General features: G+C 72.9%; 25 protein-coding genes and 3 pseudogenes. 16 read left to right on the top strand and 12 right to left on the bottom strand.

Translation table 11 applies throughout. The features are described from left to right. Window positions 1-274 precede the first annotated feature (274 nt). Window positions 275-2,290 (top strand): elongation factor G, encoded by a 2,016-nt coding sequence (gene fusA, locus ACFY60_RS21420; protein ID WP_388612467.1) that lies wholly within the window; start codon window positions 275-277, stop codon window positions 2,288-2,290. Here fusA and ACFY60_RS21415 read toward each other — a convergent pair. After that, window positions 2,241-2,717 carry an ATP-binding protein gene (locus tag ACFY60_RS21415; protein WP_388612465.1) on the bottom strand — a complete coding sequence of 159 codons (477 nt, stop codon included), beginning with the start codon at window positions 2,715-2,717 and terminating at the stop codon, window positions 2,241-2,243. The two genes, fusA and ACFY60_RS21415, sit on opposite strands and share 50 nt — an antisense overlap. A gap of 149 nt (window positions 2,718-2,866) precedes the next feature. Between ACFY60_RS21415 and ACFY60_RS21410 the strand changes: the two genes are divergently transcribed. The 5 genes from ACFY60_RS21410 (at window position 2,867) to ACFY60_RS21390 (ending at window position 5,608) form a co-directional block, all read left to right on the top strand. Beyond that, window positions 2,867-3,700 (top strand): helix-turn-helix domain-containing protein, encoded by an 834-nt coding sequence (locus ACFY60_RS21410; protein WP_388612464.1) that lies wholly within the window; start codon window positions 2,867-2,869, stop codon window positions 3,698-3,700. Next, the gene (locus ACFY60_RS21405; RefSeq protein ID WP_388612462.1) at window positions 3,697-3,936 is read left to right on the top strand and encodes a DUF397 domain-containing protein; all 240 of its coding nucleotides are present in this window, start codon (window positions 3,697-3,699) and stop codon (window positions 3,934-3,936) included. The genes ACFY60_RS21410 and ACFY60_RS21405 overlap by 4 nt, the downstream gene beginning before the upstream one ends. 84 nt (window positions 3,937-4,020) lie before the next feature. Next, window positions 4,021-4,809 carry an SDR family NAD(P)-dependent oxidoreductase gene (locus ACFY60_RS21400; protein ID WP_388612460.1) on the top strand — a complete coding sequence of 263 codons (789 nt, stop codon included), beginning with the start codon at window positions 4,021-4,023 and terminating at the stop codon, window positions 4,807-4,809. A 44-nt stretch (window positions 4,810-4,853) separates the two neighbouring features. Next, complete coding sequence (locus ACFY60_RS21395; protein WP_388612458.1) at window positions 4,854-5,243, top strand: VOC family protein; 390 nt, start codon at window positions 4,854-4,856, stop codon at window positions 5,241-5,243. A 56-nt stretch (window positions 5,244-5,299) separates the two neighbouring features. Next, the gene (locus ACFY60_RS21390; RefSeq protein WP_388612595.1) at window positions 5,300-5,608 is read left to right on the top strand and encodes a DUF664 domain-containing protein; all 309 of its coding nucleotides are present in this window, start codon (window positions 5,300-5,302) and stop codon (window positions 5,606-5,608) included. 120 nt (window positions 5,609-5,728) lie between these two features. Here the strand turns inward: ACFY60_RS21390 and ACFY60_RS21385 are convergent, their stop codons facing one another. Next, window positions 5,729-6,259: a hypothetical protein gene (locus ACFY60_RS21385; RefSeq protein ID WP_388612456.1), complete on the bottom strand. Its 531-nt coding sequence runs from the start codon at window positions 6,257-6,259 to the stop codon at window positions 5,729-5,731. 493 nt (window positions 6,260-6,752) lie between these two features. Next, window positions 6,753-6,911, bottom strand: a pseudogene (locus tag ACFY60_RS21380) (IS5/IS1182 family transposase); the annotation flags it as partial. 231 nt (window positions 6,912-7,142) lie between these two features. On the opposite strand from ACFY60_RS21380, the gene ACFY60_RS21375 reads away from it, so the two are divergent. Beyond that, window positions 7,143-8,123, top strand: coding sequence for an endonuclease/exonuclease/phosphatase family protein (locus tag ACFY60_RS21375; RefSeq protein ID WP_388612454.1), 981 nt, complete (start codon window positions 7,143-7,145; stop codon window positions 8,121-8,123). Between the two features lie 57 nt (window positions 8,124-8,180). Here the strand turns inward: ACFY60_RS21375 and ACFY60_RS21370 are convergent. From ACFY60_RS21370 to ACFY60_RS21350, 5 genes and pseudogenes are all read right to left on the bottom strand, one after another. After that, window positions 8,181-8,872, bottom strand: a pseudogene (locus tag ACFY60_RS21370) (transposase). Window positions 8,873-8,878: 6 nt separating this feature from the next. Next, complete coding sequence (locus ACFY60_RS21365) at window positions 8,879-9,805, bottom strand: SUKH-3 domain-containing protein (protein WP_388612453.1); 927 nt, start codon at window positions 9,803-9,805, stop codon at window positions 8,879-8,881. Continuing rightward, window positions 9,802-10,197 (bottom strand): YwqJ-related putative deaminase, encoded by a 396-nt coding sequence (locus tag ACFY60_RS21360; RefSeq protein ID WP_388612451.1) that lies wholly within the window; start codon window positions 10,195-10,197, stop codon window positions 9,802-9,804. Before ACFY60_RS21360 ends, ACFY60_RS21365 begins: the two co-directional genes overlap by 4 nt. After that, a complete protein-coding gene (locus ACFY60_RS21355) occupies window positions 10,190-10,663 on the bottom strand; it encodes an SUKH-3 domain-containing protein (protein ID WP_388612449.1) in 474 nt (157 codons plus the stop codon). Before ACFY60_RS21355 ends, ACFY60_RS21360 begins: the two co-directional genes overlap by 8 nt. A 50-nt stretch (window positions 10,664-10,713) precedes the next feature. Beyond that, window positions 10,714-12,462: pseudogene (locus tag ACFY60_RS21350) on the bottom strand (YwqJ-related putative deaminase); the annotation flags it as partial. A 226-nt stretch (window positions 12,463-12,688) separates the two neighbouring features. Between ACFY60_RS21350 and ACFY60_RS21345 the strand changes: the two are divergent. The 8 genes from ACFY60_RS21345 to ACFY60_RS21310 all read left to right on the top strand — a co-directional run bounded on the left by ACFY60_RS21345 (window position 12,689) and on the right by ACFY60_RS21310 (window position 21,847). After that, the gene (locus tag ACFY60_RS21345) at window positions 12,689-13,090 is read left to right on the top strand and encodes a hypothetical protein (protein ID WP_388612448.1); all 402 of its coding nucleotides are present in this window, start codon (window positions 12,689-12,691) and stop codon (window positions 13,088-13,090) included. Between the two features lie 88 nt (window positions 13,091-13,178). Beyond that, window positions 13,179-15,422, top strand: coding sequence for a hypothetical protein (locus tag ACFY60_RS21340; protein ID WP_388612446.1), 2,244 nt, complete (start codon window positions 13,179-13,181; stop codon window positions 15,420-15,422). Between the two features lie 115 nt (window positions 15,423-15,537). After that, on the top strand, window positions 15,538-16,866 hold the full coding sequence (locus tag ACFY60_RS21335; protein WP_388612444.1) for a hypothetical protein: 1,329 nt from the start codon (window positions 15,538-15,540) through the stop codon (window positions 16,864-16,866). Further along, the gene (locus tag ACFY60_RS21330) at window positions 16,866-18,248 is read left to right on the top strand and encodes a serine/threonine protein phosphatase (protein ID WP_388612442.1); all 1,383 of its coding nucleotides are present in this window, start codon (window positions 16,866-16,868) and stop codon (window positions 18,246-18,248) included. Before ACFY60_RS21335 ends, ACFY60_RS21330 begins: the two co-directional genes overlap by 1 nt. Beyond that, window positions 18,245-19,435 (top strand): protein kinase, encoded by a 1,191-nt coding sequence (locus tag ACFY60_RS21325; protein WP_388612441.1) that lies wholly within the window; start codon window positions 18,245-18,247, stop codon window positions 19,433-19,435. The genes ACFY60_RS21330 and ACFY60_RS21325 overlap by 4 nt, the downstream gene beginning before the upstream one ends. A 16-nt stretch (window positions 19,436-19,451) precedes the next feature. Further along, window positions 19,452-20,159 carry a vWA domain-containing protein gene (locus ACFY60_RS21320; RefSeq protein ID WP_309055865.1) on the top strand — a complete coding sequence of 236 codons (708 nt, stop codon included), beginning with the start codon at window positions 19,452-19,454 and terminating at the stop codon, window positions 20,157-20,159. Continuing rightward, window positions 20,156-20,800, top strand: a complete 645-nt coding sequence (locus tag ACFY60_RS21315) for a hypothetical protein (RefSeq protein WP_388612439.1) — start codon at window positions 20,156-20,158, stop codon at window positions 20,798-20,800. Before ACFY60_RS21320 ends, ACFY60_RS21315 begins: the two co-directional genes overlap by 4 nt. Before the next feature lie 15 nt (window positions 20,801-20,815). Continuing rightward, window positions 20,816-21,847, top strand: coding sequence for a zinc finger protein (locus ACFY60_RS21310; RefSeq protein WP_388612438.1), 1,032 nt, complete (start codon window positions 20,816-20,818; stop codon window positions 21,845-21,847). 84 nt (window positions 21,848-21,931) lie between these two features. Here the strand turns inward: ACFY60_RS21310 and msrB are convergent, their stop codons facing one another. The 4 genes from msrB to ACFY60_RS21290 all read right to left on the bottom strand — a co-directional run bounded on the left by msrB (window position 21,932) and on the right by ACFY60_RS21290 (window position 25,366). Further along, entirely contained in the window at window positions 21,932-22,339 is a 408-nt protein-coding gene (gene msrB, locus ACFY60_RS21305) for a peptide-methionine (R)-S-oxide reductase MsrB (protein WP_309050923.1), read from the bottom strand. A gap of 44 nt (window positions 22,340-22,383) precedes the next feature. Further along, entirely contained in the window at window positions 22,384-23,778 is a 1,395-nt protein-coding gene (murC, locus tag ACFY60_RS21300; RefSeq protein WP_388612435.1) for a UDP-N-acetylmuramate--L-alanine ligase, read from the bottom strand. Between the two features lie 210 nt (window positions 23,779-23,988). Next, window positions 23,989-24,459, bottom strand: a complete 471-nt coding sequence (locus ACFY60_RS21295; RefSeq protein ID WP_309050925.1) for an indole-3-glycerol phosphate synthase — start codon at window positions 24,457-24,459, stop codon at window positions 23,989-23,991. A 100-nt stretch (window positions 24,460-24,559) separates the two neighbouring features. Then, window positions 24,560-25,366 carry a pyrimidine reductase family protein gene (locus tag ACFY60_RS21290; protein WP_388612433.1) on the bottom strand — a complete coding sequence of 269 codons (807 nt, stop codon included), beginning with the start codon at window positions 25,364-25,366 and terminating at the stop codon, window positions 24,560-24,562. Between the two features lie 36 nt (window positions 25,367-25,402). Here ACFY60_RS21290 and zapE point away from each other — a divergent pair, with 36 nt between their 5' ends. Next, window positions 25,403-26,488 carry a cell division protein ZapE gene (gene zapE, locus ACFY60_RS21285; protein ID WP_388612431.1) on the top strand — a complete coding sequence of 362 codons (1,086 nt, stop codon included), beginning with the start codon at window positions 25,403-25,405 and terminating at the stop codon, window positions 26,486-26,488. Window positions 26,489-26,508 lie beyond the last annotated feature (20 nt).

Raw genomic sequence — 26,508 nt, 5'->3', positions numbered from 1 at the left:
GCACGGGCTTTCGCCCTCCCTAGACTCACGGCACCGCGCACCGAACGGCGTGCGGTGCCGTGTGCCGACCGACCGAGGGGAGAGGACCGTGCGTTGCCGTCGCGCCGCCGTCGTGTCCTCCCCCGCTACCCGGTACGACGTGATCCTCGCCTCCCCCGCCGAGCGGTGGCGGCTGCGCGCCCGCCATCGCCGCCCGTGACGGCGTCACCCTCCTGACCGCCGTCCGGGAATCGCGCTGCCCTGTTCCTCACGCAGCAGCGAAAGGCACGAGACCGTGCGTACCCCTGACAGCACCACCGTCCGCAACCTCGGCATCCTGGCCCACGTCGACGCCGGGAAGACCACCGTCACCGAGCGGATCCTGTACCTGACGGGCGCCACCCACAAGCGCGGCGAGGTCCACGACGGCACCACCGTCACGGATTTCGACCCGCAGGAGCGGGACCGGGGCATCACCATCTTCTCCGCCGCCGTCAGCTGCGACTGGGCCGGTCACCGGCTGCATCTCATCGACACGCCCGGCCACGTCGACTTCTCCGACGAGGTCGAGCGCGCGCTGCGCGTCCTGGACGGCGCCGTCGCCGTCTTCGACGCCGTCGCGGGCGTCGAACCGCAGAGCGAGACGGTGTGGCGGCAGGCCGACCGGCACGGCGTCCCCCGGATCGCCTTCGTCAACAAGCTGGACCGGGCGGGGGCCGGGTTCGACGCGGCCGTGGAGTCGATCCGTAGCCGTCTGGGCGTCGTCCCGCTCCCCGTCCAGCTGCCCATCGGCCGCGAGGACGGCTTCACCGGCGTCGTGGACCTGGTCCGCATGCGGGCGTACGTGTGGGCCGACGGCGGCGGCACGTACACCGAGCAGGAGGTCCCCGACGTGCTCCGCGACGAGGCCCGGCGCCGCAGACGGGCCCTGGAGGAGGCGGTGGCGGAGCTGCACCCGGGCGCCCTGGAGGAGTTCTGCGCGGATTCCGCGCTGTCCGAGGGGACGCTGAGGAGCGCCCTGCGGGACCTCACGCTCGGCGGCGAGGCCGTCGTCGTGCTGGGCGGCTCGGCCTACCGCGACCGGGGCGTCGAACCGCTCCTGGACGCCGTCGTCGCGTACCTGCCGGCGCCGCCCGACATGCGCCCGGTGCGGGGGACGGTCCCGGCGGACCCGGCGGCGCCGTTCACCGCGCTCGTCTTCAAGGTGCACGCGACCGCCACCGGCCGCATGACCTACCTCCGCGTCTACGCGGGCACGCTCCGGAAGGGGGACACCGTGCTCGACACCGCGACCGGCCGCGCCGAGCGGATCGCCCGCGTCCTGCGCGTCCAGGCCGACCGGGCCACGCAGGTGGAGGAGGCGCGCGCCGGTGACATCGTCGCCGTCGTCGGGCCGAAGTCCGCCCGCGCCGGGGCCACCTTGTGCGACCCGGCCGCGCCGATCGTCCTGGAACCGCCGACGACCGCCGCCCCGGTGGTCTCGGTCGCCGTGGAGGCCCGCCGGAGCACGGACACCGGCCGGCTGGCGACGGCCCTCGCCCGGCTCACGGAGGAGGACCCGTCCCTGGTGGTGCGGACCGACCCGGAGACCGGCCAGACCGTCCTGTCGGGCATGGGCGAACTGCACCTGGAGGTCGCGGTGGAGAAGGTCCGCCGGGACCGGGGCGTCGAGGTGGCGGTCGGCCGCCCCCAGGTGGCGTACCGGGAGACGGTGGCGAAGGGCGTCAGCGGGCTGCTGTACCGGCACGTGAAGCAGGACGGCGGGGCGGGCCAGTTCGCCCATGTCGTCATCGGCGTCGAGCCGGCCGGGTCCGACGAGGAGTTCGCCTTCGCGTCGGCGGTCACGGGCGGCCGCGTCCCGCAGGAGTACGTGCGCGCGGTCGAGGCCGGCTGCCGGGACGCCCTCGCCGAGGGCCCGCTCGGCGGCCACCCGGTGACGGGCGTCCGGGTCACGCTCACGGACGGCGCCACGCACCCGAAGGACTCCTCGGAGATGGCGTTCCGCACGGCGGGCCGCTTCGCGCTGCGCGAGGCGCTCCGCGCGAGCGAGATGACGCTCCTGGAGCCGGTGGCCGACGTCACGGTCACCGTCCCGGCGGAGTTCGTCGGCGCGGTCCTCGGTGACCTCGCCGCCCGGCGCGGCCGGGTGACGGACCAGGCGAACCGCGCCGGTACGGCGGTGGTGTCGGCAACCGTCCCGCTCGCCGAACTGTTCGGCTACGCGTCCCGCCTGCGCGGCCGGACCCAGGGCCGGGGCACCTTCACGACCCGCCCGGCGGGATACGCCCCGGCTCCCCGCCCGACGGGCTGAGGTCGAGCTCGGCCCGTACGGTCTTGCCGACCGGTACCCGGTCGAGCACCGACCAGCGTGAGGCCAGCGCCCCGACGAGGAGCAGCCCGCGCCCGCCCTCGTCGAGGGGGCCACGGCCCCCGGGGGCCGGGCGCCGCTCGCCCCGGGTGTCGGAGACGTCGACCCGGAGCAGCAGCCCGGGCGTGTACGCGAGCACCAGCTCGCAGTCGCGCCCGGGCACCCGCCCGTGGGTGACGGCGTTGGCGGCGAGCTCGGCGACGAGCAGCCCGACGGTGTCGGAGGTCTCGGAGCCGTAGGGGATGTCCCAGCGCTGGAGTTGGTGCAGCGCGAGCCGGCGGACGAGTCGGGCTCCGCGCGGGGTGGAGCTGAAGCGCTGCGCGAACACACGTACGGTGACGGGCTGTTCGCGGGTCACGGGGGAGGTCATGGGGCCAATGTGGCGCCGACCGGGGCGAGTTGCCAGCTCAGGAACCCGTACGCTGCACAGCGTACGGGTTCACTCTCTGGACCGTACCGGTGACTATCGGTGAACATGGACGCGTTCGGCGTGATCACACGGGTACGGGAGGTGGCGGGGTGACGGACGAGGTCCCGAAGGGAAGCGAACCGGAGACGTCGGAGAGCCTGAAGGCATTCGGGGAGGTGGTCAAGGCCTTCCGCAGACGGGCGGGCCTGACGCAGGAACAGTTCGCTCCGCGAGTCGGCTACTCGGTCCCGATGACCGCCTCCATCGAGCAGGGCCGACGGCTTCCGTCGAAGGAGTTCGTGATCCGCGCGGAGGAGGTGCTGGACGCGTTCGGGGTGATCAAGGCGGCGGCGAAGCACCTGACGCGGAAGGCGGGACTTGCGAAGTGGTTCGAGGAGTGGGCGGGGCTGGAGCCACTGGCGGTGACGCTGTACACCTTCGAGAACCGGCTCGTGCCGGGCCTGTTCCAGACGCCCGCCTATGCCCGGACGCTCTTCGAGGAGCAGATCCCCGCGATGAGCGACGACAAGATCGAATCAAACCTGATCACGCGTATGGAGCGGGCGCGCATCCTCACGGAGCGCCCGGAGACGATCTTCAGCTTCATCATCGAGGAACACGTCCTGCGCCGCCAGATCGGTGGCCCGGAGGTCATGCGCGAGCAGCTCGACCACATTCTCGACCTCTCCCAGCGGCGCAACATCGACATCCAGGTCATGCCGCAGTCACGCAGGTACCACGCGGGGCTCGGCGGCCCCTTGTGCCTCCTGGAGACCGAGGAGAACGCCTGGTACGCGTACTGCGAGGGCCAGGAGACCGGCCAGCTCATCTCCGACCCCAAAGTGGTCAGCATCCTCCAGCAGCGGTATGCCAGGATGCGGGCACAGGCTCTGTCCCCTGAGGAGTCCGTGAGCCTGCTGCGGGAGATCCGAGGAGCACTATGAGCACCACTGACCTGACCTGGTTCAAGAGCAGCTACAGCAGTGGAAGCGGCGACAACTGCGTCGAAGTCGCCCTCTCCTGGCACAAGTCCAGCTACAGCAGCGGTGACGGCGACAACTGCGTCGAGGTCGCCTCCTGCCCCTCCACCGTCCACGTCCGTGACTCCAAGGTCCCGGAGGGGCCCCACTTCACCGTGGCGCCCGCCGCCTGGACGGAGTTCCTCGCCCGCCTGGCCTGAGTCGCGTCTGCGAGGATGCGTGTACCGGCCCTCCATCCGCACGCGGAGGGGCCGGTGCCGTACGACGCGAGGAGCGCAGACCAGATGAGCAGCAGCACGCCCGCCGGATACCTCTCCGGCCTCTTCTCCCTCGAAGGCCGCACCGCCCTGGTCACCGGCGGGAGTTCCGGCATCGGCAGGGCCATCGCCGGGGCGCTCGCCCGCGCCGGGGCGAGCGTGGTGGTCCTGGCCCGCAAGGAGGCCGAGCTCGTCGCGACCGTCGAGGAGCTGACGGCCGAGGGCTGCCGCGCCGGCTGGGTCAGCGCCGACCTGAGCACCCGCGAGGGCATCAAGGCCGGTGCCGAGGCGGCCGCCGCCGTGTTCGGGGAGCCCGACATCCTCGTCAACTCGGCCGGGATCAACCTCCGTCCGCCCATGGGCGAGCTGGGCGACGAGGTCTGGGACACGACGATGACCGTGAACCTGGAGGCGCCGTTCCTGCTCGGGCAGCGCTTCGGGCCCGGCATGGCCGAGCGGGGCTTCGGCCGGATCATCCACGTCACCTCGCAGCAGGCGCACCGCGCCTTCGTGCAGAGCGGTGCCTACGGCGTGTCCAAGGGCGCCCTGGAGTCCCTGGCGCGTTCCCAGGCCGAGGCCTGGTCCCCGTACGGCGTCACGGCCAACACCCTGGTGCCGGGATTCGTGATGACCGCGCTCAACCGGCGTCTCTCCTCCGACCCGGAGAAGGTGGCGGCCCTCGCGGCGCGCACGATGGTCGGCCGCAACGGGCTGGCGGAGGACTTCGCGGGCGCGGCCGTCTTCCTGGCGAGCGCCTCCTCGGCGTACGTCACGGGCCAGTCGCTCTTCGTCGACGGCGGTTTCTCCGTCCACTGAAAAACCCGCTTGAGCGGCGCGGTTCCCCCCGATACGGTGCGCGGATGGCAACGATCAAGGAATTCCAGGTCACCTTCGACTGCGCGGAGCCCGCGCGCGTCGCTCGCTTCTGGTGCGAGCTGCTGGGGTACGTCATTCCGGCGTCGGCGGAGGGCGAGGAGTCGTGGTCGGCGGCCGTCGACCCCTCGGGCAAGGGCCCGCGGATCTACTTCCAGCGGGTTCCCGAGGGCAAGGTCGTGAAGAACAGGGTGCACCTCGACGTGCGGGCCGGCACCGGCCTCGTGGGCGCCGAGCGCCTCGCGACCCTGGAGGCCGAGTGCGCCCGCCTGACCGAGCTGGGAGCGGTCCACGTGCGCACCCTGTACGCCGACGAGGAGAACGAGTCCTGCATCGTCATGCAGGACGTCGAGGGCAACGAGTTCTGTATCGACTGAGCGACGAGCCGTGTCGGGGAAGTCGGGGCTGTGGCACGTGACGGTGCTTGCGATCAATTGCATCGACACCCGTTCCGAACTGCGGGAGACTCCCCGCGACGACTCAACGAACCGACACGCCTCCCACGTGGGACGAGCGTACCCAGCTGGCCACCTTCCTGGACTACGTCCGTGACACGGCGCGAGCCAAGTGCGAGGGCGTGTCCGCCGAAGACGCCCGCAAGGCCCCACTCCCGGGTTCACCGCTGATCGGCCGCCACGTCGATCTCCGCTGGGTGATCCTCCACCTCATCGAAGAGACGTCCCGCCACAACGGCCACCTAGACGTCGTGCGCGAGCTCGTCGACGGGCGGACCGGCGCCTGAGATCTGTCGTGCGGTCACGAGCGGGCGAGCAGGACGTGACGTGCGGCGGAAAGAGGCCGTCGACGTGTCCCGATCTCCTGCCGCCCGGCTCAGCCGCCCGGTCAGGAACCGCACGGTGATCTACATCTGAACGGCGGGATCAATCGCTCGCACCACGTGACCGCCCGGGGTCCCGCCCGTGCATGTCCAGACCGGGGTCTCATGGACGTGATCGACATGCAGACCGCGATTGTGCTCGCCGCACACGGGCCAGGTCACGCGATGGTGGCTCATGATGAATTCCTGCACTCCTTCTGCCATGGCGCACAGAACGTCTGCCGAGTCGGGTGTGGAGACCTGCGCCGACTTGATGTGGACCTCGCCGACCGGTCCCATTTCCGGGTCGCGCACGTAGGTGAGGTAGGTGAAGCCGTCGCCGGTGGTGGCCTTTCCGATGTCCTGCTCCACCGACTTGCTGACCGTCTCGAAGGCCGATCTCGCCATGGAGAAGGTTCGCGCGGTCCAGGAATCACAGAACTCCGCTTCCGGAATTGCTCCGCGCTCGCCGTACAGCTCGGCCATCCACGTCAGCACCTCCTCGGGGAGTTGCTCCCCGTGCCGCCAAACCGCTCGCAGCATCCGGTCCTGCCAGTCCGAGTAATTCGACATCATGGTTGCCTTCCGACAGCAAGGAAAGCCGGGAGAGAAGCGGCCGCCCACTTCTCTCCCGGCGGTGATCAACCTGAAGGGTCTCAGGTGAAGAGACCGCAGACGTTCGGAACGCTTCCTAGAGCGGTCGGCCGGGCTGTACGAGGCGTGCGACCACCGGCGGCAGACGAAGGCCCTGATCGGCGGGGCCGGTCCCCTCGCCGCCACCTGGTCGGTCGACCCGAACGACCAGGTCGCCGTCGCGGCCGTCACCGCGCACGAGGCGTTCCTGACTGCCGAGAGCGCTGCCGCGGAGTACCGGCACGAGGCCCTGCTGATGCTCGGCCGCAGCGAGGACGCTCAGGCCGAGGCCCGCAAGGCGTACGCGACCGAGCTCGCCTTTTGCTGTTCCCGGAGGTCGCCGGCGGTCCTGGAGGGTGAGCCGCCCCTGGTACCACTGGATCCGGTAGCCGACGCGGGTCTCGCGGCCGGCGCTCCCGGACCCGGGTGCTTCGGTGGGGTCGGTGACGACCTGCGTGTTCACGCCTTGGCGGCGGAGTTTGCGGGAGTAGTCGGCCCGGCCGTCGCCGACCCGGTCGCGATCGGCGAGGGTGCCGTCGAGCAGGACGAAGTCGGGTTCGTGCTCGCGCAGCGTCTTGAGCAGGCCCCGTGCATGTGCGAGCAACGTGTTGAGACGTCAGACATCTCGATCAACAGCCCGGGGTCCTCGCTCGTTGCGCTACACGGACCGTCACCCGACCGGTGGCCACACCGAAGAAGCTCAAGGAACCCGAGCAGCCGAAACGGCCCCGCAAGCGCAACTGGCAGGTCGTCACGAATGGTGATGGTTCGACACCGCAGGTGCGATGATGATCCGTCACCCGAACCGATCGAGAAGACAGGGTTTATGCGCGCAACGCTGAGAGTGCTATTTGCGGCACTTTTCTCAATTGGAATGATCGTCACCTCAGGGGCGAACCCCTCTCAGGCTGACATACCCGACGCAAATAATTGGCCCAAGCCGAGGTTCATCACCTACAACATCTGCGGGCAGGCAGGACACTGCGGCATCTATGGTGATTCGGTAGACGCATGGAAAAACAAGATGATCGGCGCCATAGACGGCTGGGACGCTGATGTCGTGATGCTCCAGGAGGTGTGCTACGAGCAGTGGCGGGTCCTCCGCGACGCGCTGCAGAACCGTTCTAATGGCCCCAAGTACGACTCGATCTGGGGTGCTTCCCTTCCCTCGGGACACCCGAATACGGTGGGGTGCAAGAAGTGGGGTGGAACCGACACTCGTTTCGGACTTGCCACGTTCTCCAAGGGCAGCCCCGGCACCATCAACAATTCCGATCGCTTCTTCAAGCTACTCACCAGCACTGCCGAGCAGCGAATCCTCTTGTGTGGTCGCACCACCGTCACTGGACGTGCTGTGCGCGCCTGCAACACCCACATCGACCCTGGGTCCGACGCGAAAAGGCAGATCGGCGAGGTCGCCGCGAAGGTCGAGGAATACGCCGGCGCGGGAGACCCGGTCGTCCTCGCAGGTGACTTCAACAGGCTTCCGCATCACGAGGACATGACCCCCCTGTACAACCACAGCGGTGGAACCGGAGTCTTCCAGGAGGTCGACGAGAACGACAAGGAGAACTTCCCCGACCCCGAGACATTCCCGTACGGCTGCGCGCAAAGTCTGGACCGCTGCCGTAGTGGGGAATGGACGGCCGAACCCACTTGCTCGCCTAAGGTCGGCGAACCGGGAAAGATTGACTACATCTTCCTGAGTTACTACTGGTTCACTACTCTTCGTGGTGACGCGGCTGCTTGCACAGAGGGCATGTCTGACCATCACCTTCTGCGAGGGGCAGCTGCCTGGGAACACTGACACGCGGCGGACAGTAGTGATCCACCGCATTGTCCGACCACTGGCCTTGTTCATGACTCATTCGCGTGAACAAGGCCAGCGGTTCATTTTCGATGGCAATCGGTCCGACCTCAATTCCCCCAGGACTGCGATCCCGCGCCACTGCTTCAGGCGGTTGAAGCACCGTTCCACGGCGTTGCGGCGCTTGTAGATCTCCTGATCGAAGGCCGGCGGGTGGCCTCCGTGGCTGCCGCGCCGGCCCGGTGCGGGCCTGGTCGGCCCGCTCGGGAATCGTGTGCGCGACGCCCTTGCGGCGGAGCCAGGGGCGGATCGCCTTCGAGCTGTAGTCCTTGTCGCCCAGGACGTGGTCGGGCCGGACCCGGGACCGGCCGAGGGCCAGATCGCGGAGCCCTTTTCTCGAGCCCCCGCCGCATGCTGATGAGCCCGGACGATCGTGGAGTCGACCGACACCAGCCAGTCGATGTCCCCTGCCGCGTCGCCTTCGCCTGGGCGGCCCGCAGCATCCGGGCGAACGTCTCGCCCGCCGCCCACCTGCGCAAACGCGTGCGCAGCGTCGCCCACGGACCATAGCGCCCGGGCACGTCCCGCCGAGCCGACGCGGTCCGGAACTTCCACACGAACCCGTTCAGCACCCGGCGGTCGTCCAGCCGCTTCCGCCCCCGCAACGACTCGGGCAACAGCGGCCGGACGAACTCCCGCTCGGCATCAGACAGTTCATGACGGCGTATCACGCCACCATGATCCACCAACCGTGATCATTTGAAGTCACCGCCTGGGGCTTCCCGGGCCGCCGCCCAGGCGGAGAGGTCCCGCGCGCAGGCGGCCAGGGCCGCCGCCGTGGGCCCGGAGGCCGCCGAGAGGGCGGCCGTCAGGGTGAGGTGGGGGGCGTCGGGTTCGGCGCCCGTCGTCAGCGCGCAGGTGACCGTCGCCGCCGGGCCCTCCGTACCGGGCGGGACGGGGACGGTGAGCGTCAGCGCGCAGGCGCCCGGGCGGGCGCCCGCCGCTTCGACGCGGCGGGTCATCGCCTCGGCGAGCGGCTCCGCGTTGTCCTCCAGGGCGCCCCGGCGCAGCGGGAACTCCTCGTCCACCGCCACGACGCCGATGCCCCGCAGCGTGGTGGCCCGCAGGCGCAGCGCGCGGGCGCTGAAGACGCCCGTGCTGTGCAGGACGTAGACGGCGACGAGCGCGGCGCGCACGGCCGCGCCGAGTTCGGCGGGGAGGCCGGGCAGCGGGACGCTCCACCGGGGCGGGCTGAGCCGTACCGGCGCGCGCCCTTCCGCGAGGGCCGTGAGCCCGTCGCGGACCGTCTCGCCGAGCAGCCAGGGCCCCCCGGGGCCGAGCATCAGGAGCCGGCCGTGCTCGTCGACGGCGAGCGGCGCGTCCGTGTCCGTACGGCCGAGGGGGAAGAGGCGTACGCCGAGGGAGTCGGCGAGCCGGAGCAGCGACGGGACGTCGAAGCGGGCCTCGCGCGGGTCGACGACGGCGCCGATGGCGGCGACCTCCCGGCCGCCGGCCGGGGCGGGGCGCACGGTCAGGCCGTGGAACTCGCGCACGGCCAGTTCGGCGGCGGGGAAGACCTCGCCCGCGCCGTGGGTCGCCGCGACGAGGATCGCGAGCAGGGCGGCGTCCCCCGCGTCCCTGCCGGGCGTCCAGCCCGCCTCCTCCAGCACCGTCCGCCTCATGCCCGGTCGTGGAGGATCGTGATGCCGAGCCGGTCGAGGAGCGCCGTGCAGGAACGGCAGACCTCGGCCTCCGTGCCGTGCTCGGGGTCCCCGTGCGGCCGGATCTTGCGCGCGACGATCGCCGCGCCCGCGAAGTGCGGGGCGGCGTCGTCGAGGTCGGCGGTGCGGCCGTCGCCGCGCATCCGGTCGAAGGCGAACAATTCGTCGGAGACGAGGGCGGACTCGGCGCAGTAGCCGATGAACGGCTCGCGCAGACCTGCCGGGAGCTGGTCGAAGAACTCCCGCACGGCCGGGTGGAGTCGCGGCTCGCCGTCGCCGGTGAGGTTGGTGTGGCTGGTGATCGTGCCGTGGAGGAGCAGCGAGGCCGCCGTACCGGGTACCAGGTCAGACATAGAAATCCTCCGCGTCCTGCATGGGCGTCCGGTACAGGCCGATCATCGCCTCGTGCTTGCCGGTGCCCATGTAGTAGTCGCCCGTGTGGTGCATGCAGAAGAACCGGCCCTGCTCGTCGATGACGTACAGCTCCGCGTCCGTGGAGTCCCAGCCGACCGGGAAGAGCCGCACGCCGAGGTTGCGGCTCAACTCCGCCATGTCCTCGAAGGTGTGCCCCCAGTAGGGCACGGGCGTGAATTCCATGTAGGCGTCCCGCCGGGCGTCGTGCACCACGCGCAGCCCGGCGTGCTCGTCGAGGAAGTCGGTCGCGGCGGCGAACGGCTCCACCGGGAACCCGCGCTTGCGGCTCTCCTCGACGACGGCCGTCACGAACGCCGCGGCCGACTCGCCGGCCTGCCGGCCGGGGAACCAGCCGTTCTCGGCGAACCAGGCGTCGACGTCCGCGGGGACGTGGAGATGGGGCATGGGGGCTCCTAACCTGCGTAGGCGTTGATGCCGGTGATGTCGAGTGCGATCGCGCACGAGGGGCACGGCTCTTTGTAGTCGTTGTGCTGGAGGAGGCCGCGCCGGTCCCGCCCGATCTGCACGCTGTACATCTGGGCGCCCGCCATCGCCTCCCGTACCTTGTCGATCGTGGTGAGGGACGTGCCGGACGGGTCGAGCTGGCGGAGCCGGTCCGACAGGAGCATCGCCTCCGCGCACTTGCCGTGGCCCGCGCCGGGCCTGGTGCCCTGGGAGTCGTGGATGGCCTTCACCTCGTCGTAGACCTGCTGGGCGCCGGGATGCAGGTCGGGCTTGTCCTTGCCCTCGTACTGGGTCGCGCTGGTGTGGCTCGTCACGACGCCGTCGTGGAGCAGCCCGCCGGAACAGCTGTTGTCCTTGAGGAGGTGCTCACCGACCGGGAACCGCGTCTTGGCCAGGTCGATCTGGTGCTTGGGGTCGTCCGGGTTGTCGGGGTCGGCCCTGCGTGCCCGGTCCGCCAGGTCGCGGGCCTCCTGGACCAGCGCCTCGCGCTGCTGCTCGGGGGTCAGGTGGCTGACGTCGAGCGGGTCCGTGCGGTGGTGGCGCATCGTGCCGGCGGAGCTGCCGTGCCAGGGCGGGGCGGGGGTGATGCGCTTGCCGCCGGGGTTGTCGCCGGAGCCGCTGCCGTTGCCGCCTCCGCCGGGAGGGTTGCCGTTCCCGCCGCCGCCTCCGCCGCCCTTGCCGCCGTCGTTGTCGTGGTCGCCCTTGCGCTGCCGAGCGAACCGGTCGCGCAGCGCGTCGTCGGTGTTCTTGTGGTCGACCGAGATCTGCTTGACGGCCTTGGGGAGGGTCTGGCCGAGGTGGTCGCCCATGGTCTTCGCGGCCTTGGTCAGCGCTTCGAGCGCCTTGTCGGCGACCGGGTCGATCGCGTCCGCGATCGAGTCGCGCCCGCGCGTCCGCCCGTGCGCCGTCTTCGCCTTCGTCAGCTTGCCGGCCGTCTTGCCGTGGATGTTCACGCTGACGCCGTTGAGCTGCGTGGAGGCGTGGGTGTGCTCGGCGTGCTCGATGTGCAGGTCCTTCAGGCCGCTGCCCTTGCCACCGCCGCCACCGCCACCGCCGCCTCCGGCGGAGGCGAGGTTCATCGCCTCCTTGCCCGACTGGACGCCCTCCTTGAAGCCGTCCTTGCCGGCGTCCTTCGTCCGGTCCAGGTCCACGCCGTCCTGCAGGCCGATCGCCACCGCGCCGAGCTGGACGACGAGGTCGGCGGCCATGCCCTCCAGGGCGGCCACCGCCGGCTCGGTCATGGCCGCCACGATGTAGCCGACGGCCTCCTCCACGCACTCCTTGATCAGCCGCTTGATGACCTCCTGCGTGGCGCGCATCGCCCCGGCGCCGATCAGCGCGGACAGGCCGCCGGTGACCGGGATGAGCGAGAGCGCGATCCCGGCCTCGGCGGCGAGGTAGCCGAGCTGGACGAGCGCGGCGAGCTTCATGCCCTCGATGGCCCCGGCCGCCGTGTCGAGCGCTCCCGCGATGGTGCGCGCGGCACCGGAGATGTCCTTGATGTGCTTGCTCTTGACCTTGGACCAGTGCTCGTTGAGCGCGTCCAGCGACTCGCCCTGGCCCGAGGAGAGCAGCCGCTCGAAGTGGTTGTTCGCGAGCTGGCCGTCGTCCTCCAGGTCCTCCGCGAACTCCCGGAGGGCGACCGCCATCTCGCGGTAGGCGTCCTCATCCACATTCGGCCAGGCGACACCGATCAGATCGAGAAGGGTGTCCGCCCAGTCCGGAACCGTGACCGCCACGTTCCATTCCCCCGTTACGACTGACTGTTTGCAAAGCTGAACAGTCCTACCACACCCGTGCGCAGGTCGGACCGCCCGGGACACCCCGCGAAGGCCCATCGAGCGGAATCGGCCATCGCCTTCCTCGCCGGGCGGTTTTCGGTCATTGTTCGCCGACCGTCTGGCGCGGTACCCGAGGACCACTTGAATGGCCTCACGTGTGTGCAAGGAACAACCGGGGGAGCACATGGATCCGATCACCGCAGTCGCCGCCGCAGGCGTGGCCCTTGTCGTCAAGGGCGCTCTGGAAGCCACCGGCCAGGAGGCCGGCCGCAGCGGCTGGAGCGGCACAGCGCGGCTCGTCGAACGGATCAGGGCCCGGTTCCGCGGGGACTCCGAGGCGGAAGCGGCTCTGGAGCACGTGGCGGACGCCCCGGACGACGAGTCCGGCCGGCAGGAGCTCGAGCGGATGCTCGCGGCGCACATGCTGAGGGACCGCCAGTTCGAGGACGACCTGCGGCGCATGGTCGACGAGGCGGTCGCCGCGGCCGGCGGGCCCGGTGGGCCGCAGGTCAGCGCCGCCCTGATCAAGAACGCCCAGGTGTTCAACGAGAAGGTCGAGATCAAGGGCGACTGGAACGTCTCGTAAGTCCCCGCGGGACCGTTCCCCGAGCAAGTGAGGGGGCCGCCGTCGGCGCGCCCCCTCTTCGTCCGTCCCTCCCGGAAACCCGTGTGCCATGAGCGAGGAAGACACCGCCGCCCCGTCCGGCGCCGCGAGCGCCGAACCCGCTCCGCCGCCCGCCCCCGCCGACCCGCCCGAGGCCGCGCCGGAGAGCGAGCGGCGGGGCACCGGAGCGGACCAGGACGGCCCCGTCAGCTCGACCGACGCGCTGCGTTCGCTCGCCGGGGGCGGCGCGACCGACGACCCGGAACGGTCGGAGGCCCAGCGGGCCGGGGCCATCGCCGACCTCGTCGCGCAGCGGCTCAGCGCCGACGCCTCCGGCACCCGGATCGGCACGCTGGCCCTCTTCAACGACACCGTCAGCTTCGGCGGCGGCTTCCACACGGACGGCGGCGGGCGGCCCCGCGGGCGGGCCGCCACCGGCGAGGGTTCCGTCCTGCCGCTCGACGCCGCCGAACTGGACGACCACACCGCCCGGTTCGTCCGGCCGCCCGGGTACCGCTCCGCGCTCGGCCTCCTCGGCGAGCGGCGGCTGCTCGTCCTGACCGGGCCCTCCGGCAGTGGGCGCGAGGCCACCGCGGTCAACCTGCTCGCCGAGGCGCTCGCGCTGGCCGGTGCCGACGGCGGCGGGATCTGCCACCGGCTCCTCGACCCGGCCGACCTGCTCGCCCCCGGCTGGGAACCGCCCGTGTCCTCCAGCGGATACGTGGCCCACGTCGGGGACGGACCCGACGGGGCGCGCCACTTCCGCGCGCTCCCCCGGCTGCTGCCCGCCGTCGTGGCGGCCCTGCGCGCCCGGGGCTGCCACCTGGTGCTCACCGGCGGCCAGGACCTCGCGGTCGCCGTGCGCGGGGACGGCGGCGCGGCGGTCGCCGTGCACGACCTCGCCCCCGTCGACCCGATGGCCGTCCTCGAACGGCGGGTCCTCGGGCTCGGCGCCGCCCCGGAGGCGTACGCCGAACTGCGGGCCCGCTGCGCCTCCGGCGGGGTCACCGACACCCTGCGGGAGCTGCCCGCCGCCCGGCACGCGGCCCGGCTCGCCGCCGAGATCGCCGCCGGGCGGGACGTGGCCGCCGCTGCCGCCGCGCTGCGCGACCCCAGTGATCAGGTGCGGGCCTGGTTCGACCGCCACCGGCACCCGGAGGCCGTGGCGTTCGCGCTCGCCGCGGCCGTCCTTCAGGAGTGCGGCTACCTGACGGTCGCCGAGGCGGCGGTGAAGCTGCGGGCCGCGCTCACGGAACCCTCACCGGCCCCGCCGGACGTCCGGTTCAGGGACCGGCTGGGCGACGAGCAGCAGTGGATCAGGCTCGACGGCAGCGCGGGCGGGCCGCCGCGCGTCCGCTTCCGCAACGCCCTCGTCGGCCAGGTCGTCCTCCTCTACGCCTGGACGGGGCTCGACGGCTGGCGCGAGGCCCTGCTCTCCTGGCTGCGGCAGCTCCTCGGCCACCACGACCTGGAGGTACGGGCCCGGGCCGCCGTCGCCGCCGGGGTGCTCGCCCGCGCGGACCACCACTACGCCGTGCACCGCTACCTGACCGCCTGGGCCGCCGGGGAGTCCTGGCCGCTCCGCCAGGCCGCCGCCACGGCACTCGGGGTGGCCGGCGGCGACGCCGACTCGACCGACGCCGTGTGGGCGCTGCTGCACGACTGGGCGCGCGGCGGCAGCTCGGCCCGTGAGCGGCGGCTCGCGGGGACGGCGGCCAACACGGCGGGCGGGCTCCTGGGCCGCACCGCGCCCGACCGGGCGGTGGCCGTCCTGCGGGACGCGCTCGACCGGGGCGACGACTGGGGCACGCTGCCGTCCGTGGCGTGGAGCGGGGTGCACCTCGTCCACCAGGGGCAGGCGGGGCCGCTGCTCGCCGCCTACCTGGACTGGTCCGCGCCGCAGGACCTCTCCCCCATGGTGATGAAGTCGCTGTCCGCCTTCGTCTTCGCGACGACCCGGCCGTACGAGGCGTCCGCGGACGGTCCCGTGGACGGGGTGCCGGGCGTGCCGCTGCTGCTGAGCGAACTGCCCGCGCACCGCGCGGCCCTCGCGGAACTGTGGGCCCGGGCCCTGGCACGCCGCCCGGTGCAGGAGAGCGCCCTGCTCGCCCTGCGCGAGTGGATCGACACGTACGCGGACCGGTGGCGCCCGGGGACGCTCGACGCGCTGGCCGGCCTCCTCACCGACGTGGCCCGCAGGCCGGGCTCGCACCGGGAGCGGCTGCTCTGGTGGCTGAACAAGTGGGCGCACGACCGCGAACGGCCCTCGCGCAACGCGGCCGTGCTGCACGCGCGCCTGAGCCGTACGACCTGATCCGCACCGGCACACCGGCCGGCCGTACGACGGGGCCGTACGACTTTGGCCCGACGACCCGCACCACCCGGACCGCGCCGTCCGGTCCCGCACCGCCGACGAGAGGGAGGAACCCGTGGGAGAGCAGACCTACGACCCGGTGCTGTCCTTCGAGGAGCTGCCGAAGTGGCGGCTGACGAAGCCGGTCCGACCGCCGAGGCCCGGGAGCGCGCTCGTCCTGGTCAGGGAGAGCGGCCCGTCGCTGACGATCCGCAGCGGCGAGGAGATCCCGTCCTCCCGCTTCGGCGCGTACCAGGGCGTGTTCACCGTCGACATGACCGAGCACCGGCTGGTCCTCGACATCGCGCTGCTCAGCCGGGACCCCACGTTCTCCTTCCGCAGCCGGGTCGACCTGGTGTGCCGGGTCGCCGATCCGGCCCAGGTCGTGGCGCGCGGCATCCGGGACATGAGCGGGGCGCTCCACGGTTACTTCCGGAAGATGCTCAGGGAGGTGGCGCGGGACTACGACATCGCCGAATTCCACCAGGCCGAGCGGGCCCTGAACGCGACGCTGGCCGGCTTCACCGGGGACGACGCGGTCCGTCTGCGGAACGTCCAGGTCGAACTGCTCGTCGACGAGGACGAGATCGCCACCAGCGGGCGTGAGTTCCGGGACGTGGTGAGGGAGACGCGGCTGTCGGGGATGCGGCGCGGCCGGCACCTGGACATGATCCGCGAGGAGGGCCTCGACGGCCTGATCGCCGAGATCATGGAGAAGGAGGGCCCCCGGGCGGCGCTCGCCTGGATCGAGAAGAACGAGGCCGAGAAGCGCGAGGTGCGGCGCGAGATCATGCGCCTGGTCCTGGACCGCGGGGACGCGGACCGGGAGCCCTTCGAGCAGGCGGAACTGGAACGCACCGTCCTGGAGGAGGTGCTCCGCGACGGCGAGGGCCTGTTCGACGGGGCCGCCCGGCGCGGCCGGCTGCGCGGCTCCCTCGCCCGCGCGGCGGACCCGGCCCCCGCGCTCGGACCGGGGCACGAGGAGGACGAACCGGCCCGCCGGCCGCTGCGCGGCGAGGTCGTGCGGGACGGGGCGCGCGGCGACGACGGCCGGCCGCGCACCGCGGGCCGCGTCTCGGGCACGTACGGCTCCGGCCGCCCGGACGGGCACGGGCCGGCCCGCCGCACCGCCCGCGACGGCGACCGGGACGAGGAGCGGGCCACGGGGCGGGGCGGGCGCCGGGAGGCCGGGCGTTCCGGGCCGCCCGAGGACGAGCCGCTGCCGCCCGCCGGAACCGGGGGGACGGACCGGCCCGCGCCCCGCGCCGCCGCCCCGGAGCCGCGCCCCGCCGGGGAAGCGGCCGCCGACCGTCCCGCGCCCCGGGTGAGCCGGGTGCGGGGCACCACCAGACGGGACGCCCCGAAGCGGGACACGCCCCGGCCCGGATCCGACAGGGAGCGCTGATGGCAGAGCACGAGCACGGGGCGCGGCACGCCGCGCCCGCGCACCGCCAGGACCGGTGGCCACCGCCCCCGCCCGCGCCCCCGGGGCCCGCCGTTCCCCCGGTACCGTCCGCGCCGCCGCCGTCCCCGCAGGCCGTCGCGCCCGGATCCGTACCGGCCCCCGCGCAGGCCCTCGTCACGGGCGCGGGCGGCCCGCCGGTACCCACGGGCGCGCCGCCCGCCGCACCCGCCACCGCGCCCGAAGGAGCCCCCGGAGGCCGGGCCGGAAGCCCTCCGGCGGACCTGCCGGACCCGCCGGCACGGGCGCTGCCCTCCCAGGCGGTCTGGTCGACGCCGGGGGACGTCGAGGGTCTTCAGGCGCTCACCGTGTGGACCGAGCAGGTGCCCGGCCACGGGGAGGACGCCGAGCCGTTCGTCGCCCACCACTGGGGCACCCATCAGGGCATGGTCGCGGTCTTCGACGGTTCGGGCGGCGCGGGCGCGGGCCCCGTGTGGCAGGCCCCGGACGGGACGTGGCACACCGGTGCCTGGGTCGGCTCACGGGTCGCGCGGCTCGCCACGGACTGCTGGTTCCACGAGGTGGCCCGGGAGACCGAGGAGGCGGGACCGGCCTCCCTGCACCAGTACCTGACCTGGTTCCTGGCGAAGGCTCCGCAGCGGCGCAGCAAGATCGGCGGCACCATGCGCCGGCAGCTGCCCACCACGCTCGCCGGCGTGCACTACCGCGTCCTCGACCACGGGGCCGCCGTCGAGCTGCGCCCGCTGTGGGCGGGCGACTCCCGGGCGTACGTGCTCTCGCCCGACTCGGGCCTGCACGTCCTCACCCGGGACCACACCCGGGAGAGCGACGCCCTGGAGCTGCTGCGCACCGACCCGCCGATGACCAACGTGGTCTGCGCGGACCGCGAGTTCGGCGTCGACACGCAGGTCATCGCCTCCTTCCCGATGCCCTGCGTACTGATCGCCGCCACCGACGGCTGGTTCGGCTACGTGCACACCCCGGCCGACTTCGAGTACCTGCTCCTGAGCACCCTGCGACGGGCCCGCACCGAGTACGAGTGGGCCGACCTGCTGCGCCGCGAGGTGCAGGCGTACACCGGGGACGACGCCTCCCTCGCGCTGCTCGCCCTGGGCTACCGGAACCTGGCGCACGTGCGCGAGGGCAGCGAGCGCCGGTACGCGGAGCTGAGGGAGCGCCACCTCAGGGGGCGGCCCAGGGCGCTCGACCGGTCACCGCGCGCCGGGGCCGAGCAGACACCGGCCGGCCCCGAGGACGAGCGGACGGCGGACGCCCGCATCCGCGCCTGGCAGGAACAGAGCTGGCAGACCTACCGCGCGGGATACGAGACCTATCTGCCGCCCGCGCTCGAGGAGTACCGATGAAGAAGGGCGACACGATCGCGGGCTACCGCATCGTCACCGATCCCACCAACGCCAACGGGGGCAAGTGCATCTGGGCGTTCGCCGAGAAGGACGGGGGCCAGTTCTTCGTCAAACGGTTCCTGGAGCCCAAGCGCCCGCGCGACGACGCGGCCGACTCCCCGAGCGTCCGCATCCGGCGCGAGGTGGCCCAGGAGTTCGAGCAACGGCACCGCAAGGTCATGAAGAAGCTGCGCCCCGACTCCGTGGGCGGCGGCAACATCGTGCTGGCCACCGACTTCTTCCACGAGGGCAGCACCTACTACAAGGTGACCGAGCGGATCGACACCACCAGTCTGGACCGGCCGCAGACGCTGGAGCCGAACCAGAAGGCGGTGCTGCTCAAGACGCTCGGATCGAGCCTGCGCATGCTGCACGACCTGGGCATCGTGCACGGTGACCTCAAGCCGCTGAACGTCCTGATCCAGAAGCGGGAGGGAGCCGCCTTCCACGTCGCCAAGCTGATCGACTTCGACGACTCCTACGAGTCCGGCGACCCGCCGAAGCCGGAGGACATCTCGGGCGACTCCGTGTACGGCGCGCCCGAGTGGCGCCGCTACCTCCGGGACGACGGCTCCACCGGGCCCGCCGACCTCACCTGCGCCGTCGACATCTTCGCGCTGGGCCTGATGACCCATCTGTACGTGACGGGCGACCTGCCCTCGTACGACGCGGCGTTCGGCTCCCCGGCCGACGCGGTGAACGCCGGGGAGGAACTGCGCCTGGACCCGCGACTCTCCGACGAACTCCTGTCGCTGCTGCGCCGGATGACGGCCGCCGACCCGCGGGCCCGCCCCGGGATCGAGACGTTCCTGGAGGCGCTCGCCGACCCCGAGGTCTGCGCGCTGCGGCACCGCAGGCCCGGGACCTCGGCGCCGGAGAAGGCGGACGCGGCGCGGCCCGGAGCCCCGGTGGCCGAGCCGGCCCCCGCTCCCTCGCGGATCAGCCGCGTCCGGTCGAGCTTCGGTCCCCGCAAGGAGCGCCCCGCACCGCCCTCTCCCCCGGCCGCCCCGGCGGCTCCGGCGGCTCCGGCCGTCCCCTCGCCCGCGCCGGCCCCCGAGGAGCCGGCGCCCGCGCCCTCCCCGGCTCCGGGCCGGTCCCGTGTCCGCATCAACCTCGGTGGTCGCGGGGGCGGCCGCCGCACCCCCTGACAAGGAGCAGCACACCATGAACGACGCCCGCGGGCAGTACCAGGGCAACCTCCAGTACGCCGTCGACATCGCGCTCTGCATCGACGCGACCGGCAGCATGTCACCCGTCCTCGACACCGTGAAGTCGAGCGCCCTGCAGTTCCACCAGCGGCTCGACGACGTGATGGCCAAGAAGGGCAAGTCCATCAGCCAGCTGCGGCTCAAGGTCATCGCCTTCCGCGACTTCGGCGACGACCCGTCGGACGCCGTCGAGGAGACCGACTTCCTCCACCTGCCCGCGCAGGCCGGGGAGTTCGAGGAATTCGTCGGCGGGATCGACGCGGGGGGCGGCGGTGACATCCCCGAGTCCGGTCTGGAGGCGCTGGCGCTGGCGATCAACTCGCCGTGGGAGACCGGGCTCGACCGCCGCCGGCACGTCATCGTGATGTTCACGGACGCGCCCGCGCACCCCCTCGGCACGGTCGGCGCCGGCGCGGCCACCTACCCCCGCCACATCCCCCGCACCATGGACGAACTCTTCGAGCAGTGGGGGTACGCCCGCAGCCAGACCTCCGTCATGGAGCAGTCCGCCAAGCGGCTGGTCCTGTTCGCCCCGGAGGAGGCGCCGTGGTCGGAGATCGCCGAGGAGTGGGACCTCACCCTCCACTTCGCCTCCAAGGCGGGCGAGGGCCTGGAGGAGTTCGAGATGGACGAGATCATCGAGACGATCGCGAACAGCCTGTGACCCTGGAGTGGAGCGGCTTCCGCCTCTCCCTCGGCCGGGACGGGCTCATGGAGTTCGCCTGGATCGGCGAGGGCGTCTTCGAGACCCGGGTGAGCCGCTGCGTCTCCGCCGTGCTCCACCCGCCCCGGGACGCGCGGGAGGACCACCGGCTGGTCCTCCGGTTCCGCTTCCCGGACGCGGGCGCGCTCGCCCCGCCGGTGGCCGGGGTGGGCGCCGACGGCGCCGAGTCGCTCGTGGTCCGGGTCGACGTGCCGCGCGGCGCGGTGGAGCGGACGCGGAGTTTCCTGCGCCTGCTGTGGGACGACTTCTCGGTGCCGTACGGGGAGGGGGCCGGCCCCGCGGCGGCCGGTGCCGCCCCGCGGGCGGACCCGGTCCCGGTGCCGGGTGCCGCCCCGGCGGGCGGGGCCGCCGGGGCCGTACGCGAGGACGTACGGGCACGGGCGGTGGACCCGGTCGGGAAGGAGCGGCTCCGCGCCCCGGCCTCCCCGGGAGGGGCGCCGGCGAAGGAGGGCGTCCCGCCGGCCGAACCGGAGCTGGAGCGGGTGCCCGAGGATCCCGCGTGGATCGTCAGCCCGGCGGGACCGGGATCGGAGGAACTGTTCCGGGACGTGATGGCGCGCCCGGCGCCGGGCGACCGGTAGGAGGGGACGACACGGGTGGCGGGCTCGGCCAACTGGAAGTGCGCGGACTGCGACAACAACAACGGACCGAAGGACGCGGCCTGCTCGATCTGCGGGTCGACCCGGCGGGCCCCGATGCCGCGGCCCGCCGCCCCGTCACGCCCGGCGGTGAAACGGCCGTCCCCGGCGCGCCCGGCGGGCGACTGGCAGTGCGGGGTCTGCCGGGCCACCAACAGCGCCCGCAGCCTCAGCTGCGTGGGCTGCGGCAAGAGCTGGAAGGCGGGCGCCGGGCCCGGCCGGAAGCCGGCCTCACCCGGACCCGCCACGCCCCGCAGGACGGCCGCCACGCCGAGGACGACGACGTCCAAGGGCGCCTCGGGCGGTGGGTCCGGCGGCGGTTCCGCCGGGGCGAGGAAGGCCGCGCCGCGCAAGGCGGCCCCGCCCCGGGCGGGTGGGACGGGGCGGTCCGGCGGGTCCGTGGGCCGTCCGACGGGTGTCTTCTACCCGCCGCCGAGCGGTACGGGCTACACGCCGACCCCGCCGCGCCGGACGGCGCCCGCCCCGGCCGCCCCGTCCCGTCCGGTGTACACCCCGCCGTACCGGCCGCCGGCGAAGAAGAAGTCCGGCGGATGCCTGGCCGGCTGCCTCACCGTGGTGGGAGCGCTGGTGGTGCTCGGCATCGCGTCGAGCGTCTTCCGCTCGTTCGAGGGGACGGACCCCGACGACTCCGGGCCGACGTCGAGCCGGAGCGCCACCGCCGCCCCGTGCCCCTCCCGGGTCGCGGAGGCGCTCCCGAAGGGCGAGGGCGCGGAGCTGGTCGAGGCCTTCCACACCGAGGACCACCGGATCACGCTCTGCGCGACGGCGTCGGGTCAGCTCTACTACTTCGGCGAGTTCCGCGACGGGCGCGAGCCGGGCATCGCGATGAAGGCGCGGAGGACGAGCGGGGGGTACGAGGCGACGAACAGCCCGTACCGGTACGTGATCCGTGACGGGACGGTCTCGATCTACAAGTCGGGCAGCCGCATCGGGCGCGAGGAGGTCACCCCGGTGCCCTCGCCGGGCTGAGGCGTGGGACGGGTCCGGCCCGGGACCGTACGGCAGGCGTACGGTCCCGGGCCGGGCGCGGTCGCGGGAAGGGGCCGGCGGCGGTCAGCCCTCCTCGGGCTCCAGGCGCAGCGAGATCGAGTTGATGCAGTAGCGCTGGTCCGTCGGGGTGGGGTAGCCCTCGCCCTCGAAGACGTGGCCCAGGTGCGAGCCGCAGCGGGCGCAGCGGACCTCGGTGCGGACCATGCCGTGGGAGCGGTCCTCCAGGAGCTCGACCGCCGCGCTGTCCTTCGGGTCGTAGAAGGACGGCCAGCCGCAGTGGGACTCGAACTTCTCGTTGGAGGTGAACAGTTCCGCGCCGCAGGCCCGGCAGGAGTAGACGCCCTTCGTCCTCGTGTCGGTGTACTCACCGCGGAAGGCGGGCTCGGTACCGGCCTGCCGGAGCACCTGGTACTCGGCGGGCGTCAGCTCGGCGCGCCATTCCTCGTCCGTCTTCTCGACCTCGTACGCCATCGCTCGCTCCTCGGTTCCCTTCGGTTTCCCCTGCCCCCTGCCGGTCAGTTCTCGGCCAGCCGGTCCAGGATCCTCGGGCCCAGGTCCGTCACGTCGCCCGCGCCCATGGTCAGAACGAGGTCGCCGGGCTTCGCCATTCCCGCGATCACGTCCGGGACCGTGTCCTTGTCGTGGACGGGGGTGACGTCGGCGCCGGCGGCGCGGCCGGCGTCGACGATCAGCTCGCTGGTGACGCCGGGGATCGGGTCCTCGCGGGCCGGGTAGATGTCGAGCACCACGGAGCCGTCGGCGAGGGCCAGGGCCGCGCCCATCTCGGTGCCCAGCTCCTGGGTGCGGGAGAAGAGGTGCGGCTGGAAGACGACGAGGAGGCGGGCGTCGCCGGCGGCGGCGCGCATGGCCTCCAGGTCGGCGGTCATCTCGGTGGGGTGGTGGGCGTACGAGTCGATGACCTGGACGCCCCGGGCCTCGCCCTTGAGCTGGAGGCGGCGGCCGACGCCCGTGTAGGCGGTGAGGGCCTGCGCGAGGCCGGCGGGCTCGACGCCCGCGGCGGCGCCGGCGGCGAGGGCGGCGGCGGCGTTGTGCGCGTAGTGGCGGCCGGGGACGGAGACGGTGAAGGTGTGCGGGGTGCCGTCGAGGACGACGGTCACCTCGCTCGTCATGCCGTTCGGGACGATCGCGGTGATCCGGGCGTCGGAGTCCTCGGACTCGCCGACGGTGATCACGCGCAGGTCCTCGCGTCCGGCGACGCGGCGGGCCAGCTCGCGGGCGCCCGCGTGCTCGCCGACGACGAGGGCGCCACCGGGGCGGATCTTGGCGGCGAAGGCCTCGAAGGACTCGTAGATCTCGTCCATCGACGCGTAGTTGGCGTGGTGGTCGAGCTCGACGTTGAGGACGATCGCGACCTCGGGGTCGTACTTCTGGAAGCTGCGGTCGCTCTCGTCGGCCTCGGCGACGAAGACGCGGCCCTCGCCGTGCCGGGCGTTGGTGCCCGGGCCCGCGAGGTCGCCGCCGATGGCGTACGAGGGGTCCTGGCCGAGCGAGGTGAGGGCGACGGCCAGCATGGAGGTGGTGGTGGTCTTGCCGTGCGTGCCGGCGACGGCGATCGCGCTCAGACCGTCCATGAGGGAGGCGAGGGCGTCGGAGCGGTGCACGACGGGGATGCCGAGCTCGGCCGCGCGGGCCAGCTCGGGGTTGTCGGCGCGGATGGCGCTGGAGACGACCACGGCGGAGGCGTCGTCGGCGAGGTGCTCGGCGGCGTGCCCGATGTGCACGGTGACGCCGTGCGCGCGCAGCGCCTCGGCGGTGGCGGAGTCCTTGGCATCGCTGCCCGCGACCTTGGCCCCCCGCTGGGCGAGGATCTTGGCGATGCCCGACATTCCGGCACCGCCGATGCCGATGAAGTGCGGCCGTTCCATGGCGGCAGGGATGGCGGGTGCCATGCGGATCTCTCCCCGGGGTGTGTGGTTCTGGAGCCCCCCAGCCTAGTGCTTCCCGCTTCCCTCTCCGGGGCGCGCCCCGGCGGCGGGCCCGCCGGGGTGGCGGGGCGGGCACGCCACGGACCTCCGGCCGGGCCCGCACTCGGGCGGGCGCGGCGGGGCCGGTGACGCGCGGCCGGGCCGGGCATCCGCGCCCGGCCCGGCCGGGCGCCGTCAGTCGCTGTGCGCGAACAGCTTCAGGACCGGTACGCCGACCTTGTGGCGCGCGCGGGAGGCCCAGTCACGGTGGAAGAACTCCTCCACGTAGTGCGGGGCCGTGAGGACGATCACCTCGTCGGCGTTCACCTCGTCGACGACCGCCTTCATCTTGTCCAGGGGGTGGTTTTCGACCACTTGTCCGACCGCCTCGCAGCCGGCGTCCCTCAGTGCCTGGAGGGAGTGCTCCAGGGCCCGCTCGGCGGGGAGCCGTGCCTCCCGTCCCTCGGGTTCCTCGCCCTCGCGGGCCGCTTCCTTCAGTTCGCCCAGGGCGACGTCGTCGATGGCGCGCAGCAGTACATCGGCCTGGTCACCGCGCGGCTGCATCAGAACGATGAAGGACACGCCCTCGTCGCCGTGCAGCGTGGTGACGAATTCCACGTCGACGGACGACAGGGGCTTCTCGATCATCAGAACGCTTGTGAACAACTCAGGAGCCCTTCTGCGGAAACCATCCTTCCCCGTGCCCACACGGGGTCTGCGTGAGTAGTGTGCCCCGGCGGACGCTAAGCGGAACGGCAAATTCCGCTCATTGTCGGACGTGGCGGTACCGGGTGAAGAGGAACCCGTCCTCCTCCAGCACCGAGACCACCGAGAAGCGGGCCGGAACGGCCACCGGGGGCCCGCCGGCGATGCGCTGGGCGCCCCCCGCCGTCATGGTCGGGGAGACCGTCAGACACAGCTCGTCCAGGACCCCGGCGGCCACGAACTGGCCGAGCAGCCGGGGCCCGCCCTCGGTCAGCAGCCGCCGGTGGCCCCGCTCCGCGAGCACGGCGAGCGCCCGGGCCGGCTCCACGCCCGCTCCGTCGCCCGCGACCAGCACCTCCGCGCCGGCCTGCCGGGCGGCCCGCACCCGGTCGGCGGGGGCCGCCGCCCCGGTGAGGATCAGGGTGGGCACCAGGGGCTCCGTGAACAGCGGCAGGGAGAAGTCGAGGCCGAGGGAGGCGCTGACGACGGCGATCACCGGAGCGGGGCCCTGGCCCGCGGCGGCGCGGCGGGCGGCGAAGGCCTCCCGCGCCCTGGCGGGGCGGTACCCCTCCAGGCGTACCGTTTCCGCACCGACCACCACCACGTCCGCCAGGCCGCGCAGCGTGCCGAAGATCCGCATGTCGGTGTCGGAGGAGAGCGGCTGGGAGCGGCCGTCGTGCTGACCGGCGCCGTCCAGCGAGGAGACCATGTTGGCGCGCAGCCACACACCGTCCCCCTCCGGGTACGCGTAGGCGTCGGCCAGCGCGTCGAGGGTCCACTCACCCGGCCGCCCGGGAGGCGTCCCGGCCTCCGCTCCGGAGGGTGCCTCGTGGGCTGTCATGTCCGTCACAGGGAAGAGGCGTCGCATCCTCGCAGTCTGACACGGCGCTTACAGTGGGGAACTGTGTCGACCCGTGCTCTCACCGAAGCCGCCTCCCCCGGAGCGGCCCCGCTCTCGCTCTGCTCGCGCGAGCCCCATGTCCCCGCCGACCGGCTGGTCGCCGAGATGGTGCCGCCGCCGCGGTTCGACTCCGTACGCTTCGACACCTACCTCCCGGACCCGAACCAGCCGAGCCAGACCGAGGCCGTCAAGGTGCTGAGCGCCTTCGCGGAGGGCCTGGGCGGGGCGCACGCCTCCGGCGCCGGCAAGCGCCGCTGGTTCAGCAGGAAGCCGGCCGCGCCGAGCGGCCCGCGCGGGGTCTACCTGGACGGCGGCTACGGCGTCGGCAAGACCCACCTGCTCGCCTCGCTCTGGCACGCCACCCCGGCCGAGCCCGCGCTGAAGGCCTTCGGCACCTTCGTGGAGCTGACCAACCTGGTGGGCGCGCTCGGCTTCCAGCAGACGGTGAAGACCCTGAGCGGGCACCGCCTCCTGTGCATCGACGAGTTCGAGCTCGACGACCCGGGCGACACCGTCCTCGTCTCCAGCCTGCTCGCCCGGCTGGTCGAGTCGGGCGTCGCGCTCGCCGCGACTTCCAACACTCTGCCGGGCAAATTGGGCGAGGGCCGGTTCGCCGCGGCCGACTTCCTCCGCGAGATCCAGGGCCTCTCCGCGCACTTCCGCCCGCTGCGGATCGACGGCGAGGACTACCGCCACCGGGGCCTGCCCGAGGCTCCCGCCCCCTACTCCGACCAGGTCGTCACCGAGACCGCGTACGCGACGCCCGGCGCCTCCCTGGACGACTTCCCGCACCTCCTGGAACACCTGGCCAGGGTGCATCCGAGCCGGTACGGGGCCCTCACCGACGACCTCACCGCGGTCTGCCTCACCGACGTCCGGCCGGTCCCCGACCAGTCGACGGCGCTGCGGCTCGTGGTGCTGGCCGACCGGCTCTACGACCGGGAGACACCGGTTCTCGCCTCCGGGCTCCCCTTCGACCGGCTGTTCAGCGACGAGATGCTGAACGGCGGGTACCGCAAGAAGTACTTCCGGGCGATCTCCCGGCTCACCGCCCTCGCACGCGACGCGAAGGGCCTTGTGGGGCAGTAGGTTGGGAGCCATACCCAACT

This window comes from Streptomyces sp. NPDC012827, assembly GCF_042900905.1.
Lineage (GTDB): Bacteria > Actinomycetota > Actinomycetes > Streptomycetales > Streptomycetaceae > Streptomyces > Streptomyces gulbargensis.
Note: the sequence above shows the minus strand (reverse complement) of the source record. Positions and strands in the feature narration are given on the sequence as shown.